The 2,193-nt window shown below is 59.2% G+C and carries 6 protein-coding genes; all 6 read left to right on the top strand.

The window, feature by feature from the left end; genetic code table 11:
- Positions 1 to 39: 39 nt before the first annotated feature.
- The 6 genes from rpmC to rpsN all read left to right on the top strand — a co-directional run bounded on the left by rpmC (position 40) and on the right by rpsN (position 2,174).
- A complete protein-coding gene (gene rpmC / locus EN906_RS31705; protein WP_006205459.1) occupies positions 40 to 240 on the top strand; it encodes a 50S ribosomal protein L29 in 201 nt (66 codons plus the stop codon).
- An 11-nt stretch (positions 241 to 251) separates the two neighbouring features.
- Positions 252 to 491, top strand: coding sequence for a 30S ribosomal protein S17 (gene rpsQ, locus EN906_RS31700; protein ID WP_010909280.1), 240 nt, complete (start codon positions 252 to 254; stop codon positions 489 to 491).
- Positions 492 to 574: 83 nt separating this feature from the next.
- Complete coding sequence (gene rplN, locus EN906_RS31695) at positions 575 to 943, top strand: 50S ribosomal protein L14 (RefSeq protein ID WP_006205457.1); 369 nt, start codon at positions 575 to 577, stop codon at positions 941 to 943.
- A 12-nt stretch (positions 944 to 955) separates the two neighbouring features.
- Entirely contained in the window at positions 956 to 1,270 is a 315-nt protein-coding gene (rplX, locus tag EN906_RS31690; RefSeq protein WP_013531428.1) for a 50S ribosomal protein L24, read from the top strand.
- The gene (rplE, locus tag EN906_RS31685) at positions 1,263 to 1,841 is read left to right on the top strand and encodes a 50S ribosomal protein L5 (protein ID WP_127270613.1); all 579 of its coding nucleotides are present in this window, start codon (positions 1,263 to 1,265) and stop codon (positions 1,839 to 1,841) included. Before rplX ends, rplE begins: the two co-directional genes overlap by 8 nt.
- Before the next feature lie 27 nt (positions 1,842 to 1,868).
- On the top strand, positions 1,869 to 2,174 hold the full coding sequence (rpsN, locus tag EN906_RS31680) for a 30S ribosomal protein S14 (RefSeq protein WP_013895695.1): 306 nt from the start codon (positions 1,869 to 1,871) through the stop codon (positions 2,172 to 2,174).
- Positions 2,175 to 2,193: the final 19 nt, after the last annotated feature.

The raw sequence follows: 2,193 nt of genomic DNA, 5'->3' as shown, positions 1-2,193 counted from the left end.
GCTTCGTGCAGCGCATCGCAGAATAAGGACGGGCTGATCATGAAAGCCGAAGACATCCGGACCAAGACCCAGGACCAGCTGACCGACGACCTGGCCAGCCTGAAGAAGGAGCAGTTCAACCTGCGCTTCCAGAAGGCCACCGGCCAGCTCGAGAAGACCGCGCGCGTGAGACAGGTCCGTAAGGATATTGCGCGTATCAAGACCATCGCTGCGGAAAAGTCCGCGGCTAAGAAGGCTTAAGGACGAAAACCATGCCAAAGCGCATTCTGCAGGGCACCGTCGTCAGCGACAAGAACGAGAAGACGGTTGTCGTCAAGGTCGAACGGCGCTTCACGCATCCCGTGATGAAGAAGACCGTGCGCATGACCAAGAAGTACAAGGCGCACGACGAAAACAACGCCCACAAGGTCGGCGATCAGGTGTTCATCCAGGAATCGAAGCCGATTTCCAAGGACAAGCGCTGGATCGTCGTGTCTTCGGACCAAGCCTGACCTCGGGCGTAAACAACGAATTTTGGACAGACCGGGGAGGGGCTTTGAGCCCATCCCGTTAGAAGAGAAGAAGGCGGCCAGTCATGATTCAGATGCAAACAAACCTCGACGTCGCGGATAATTCCGGCGCCCGTCGTGTCATGTGCATCAAGGTGCTGGGCGGCTCGAAGCGGAAATACGCTTCCGTGGGCGACATCATCGTGGTGTCGATCAAGGAAGCCATTCCGCGCGGCCGCGTAAAGAAGGGCGATGTGATGAAGGCGGTCGTGGTTCGCACGGCCAAGGACATCCGCCGCCCGGACGGCAGCGTGATCCGTTTCGACAAGAACGCGGCCGTTCTCGTCGACAACAAGAAAGAGCCGATCGGCACGCGTATCTTCGGACCGGTTCCGCGCGAACTCCGCGCCAAGAACCACATGAAGATCATCTCGCTCGCGCCTGAAGTGCTGTAAGGAGCCGGACCAATGCAAAAGATTAGAAAAGGCGACAAGGTCGTCGTGCTGGCCGGCAAGGACAAGGGCCGTTCGGGCGAAGTCCTCTCGGTGCAGCCGAAGGAAGACACCGCGCTGGTGCGCGGCGTCAACATGATCCGTCGTCACCAGAAGCAGTCCCAGTCCCAAGAGGGCGGGATCATCACCAAGGAAGCGCCGATCCAGCTGTCGAACATCGCGCTGGCCGACCCCAAGGATGGCAAGCCGACCCGCGTCGGTTTCATCTTCCAGAAGGACGGCAAGAAGGTGCGCGTCGCCAAGCGCTCGGGAGAAGTCATCAATGGCTAAGGCTCAATCCAAGCAGGCGACCGCGAACAACACGCCGCGCCTCAAGCAGGTCTACAACGAGACCATCCGCAAGGCGTTGCAGGAACAGTTCGGCTACGACAACGAGATGCAGGTTCCGCGCATCGACAAGATCGTGCTGAACATGGGCGTTGGCGAAGCGACCGCCGATTCGAAGAAGCCTTCGATCGCGGCCGAAGACCTGGCGATGATCGCCGGCCAGAAGGCCGTCGTCACCCGCGCCCGCAACTCGATCGCCGGCTTCAAGGTCCGCGAGAAGATGCCGATCGGCGCTAAGGTCACGCTGCGCAAGGAACGTATGTACGAGTTCCTCGACCGTCTCGTGAACATCGCACTGCCACGCGTCCGCGACTTCCGCGGGCTCAATCCGAAGAGCTTCGATGGCCGTGGCAACTACGCCATGGGCATCAAGGAACACATCGTGTTCCCGGAGATCAACTACGACAAGGTTGATCAGATCTGGGGCATGGACGTCATCGTTTGTACGACTGCGAAGACGGATGACGAAGCCAGGGCATTGCTCAAGGCTTTCAACTTCCCCTTCCGCCAGTAACGGCAGCGAGAAAAGGAAAAATCTGAAATGGCAAAGACCAGCTCAGTCGAGAAGAACAACAGGCGCCGCAAGCTTGCCGACCAGTACGGTCCCAAGCGCGCTGCCCTGAAGGCGATAATCATGGATCAGTCCAAGCCGATGGAAGAGCGTTTCCGCGCTCAGCTCAAGCTTGCCGCCATGCCGCGCAACTCGGCCAAGATCCGCATCCGCAACCGCTGCGAAGTCACCGGCCGTCCGCGCGCCTACTATCGCAAGCTCAAAGTATCGCGCATCGCGCTTCGTGATCTCGGCAATAACGGCCAGATCCCGGGCCTGGTCAAGTCGAGCTGGTAAGGAGGACATAACATGTCAT

The sequence above is a fragment of the Mesorhizobium sp. M7A.F.Ca.CA.004.06.1.1 genome (genome assembly GCF_003999135.1).
GTDB lineage: Bacteria > Pseudomonadota > Alphaproteobacteria > Rhizobiales > Rhizobiaceae > Mesorhizobium.
The sequence above is the reverse complement of the archived record's forward strand: the minus strand, read 5'-3'. Positions and strand labels throughout refer to the sequence as shown.

Coding starts and splice junctions, on each gene's coding strand:
- rpmC (WP_006205459.1), top strand. CDS start 40: ATGAAAGCCGAAGACATCCGGACCAAGACCCAGGACCAGCTGACCGAC.
- rpsQ (WP_010909280.1), top strand. CDS start 252: ATGCCAAAGCGCATTCTGCAGGGCACCGTCGTCAGCGACAAGAACGAG.
- rplN (WP_006205457.1), top strand. CDS start 575: ATGATTCAGATGCAAACAAACCTCGACGTCGCGGATAATTCCGGCGCC.
- rplX (WP_013531428.1), top strand. CDS start 956: ATGCAAAAGATTAGAAAAGGCGACAAGGTCGTCGTGCTGGCCGGCAAG.
- rplE (WP_127270613.1), top strand. CDS start 1,263: ATGGCTAAGGCTCAATCCAAGCAGGCGACCGCGAACAACACGCCGCGC.
- rpsN (WP_013895695.1), top strand. CDS start 1,869: ATGGCAAAGACCAGCTCAGTCGAGAAGAACAACAGGCGCCGCAAGCTT.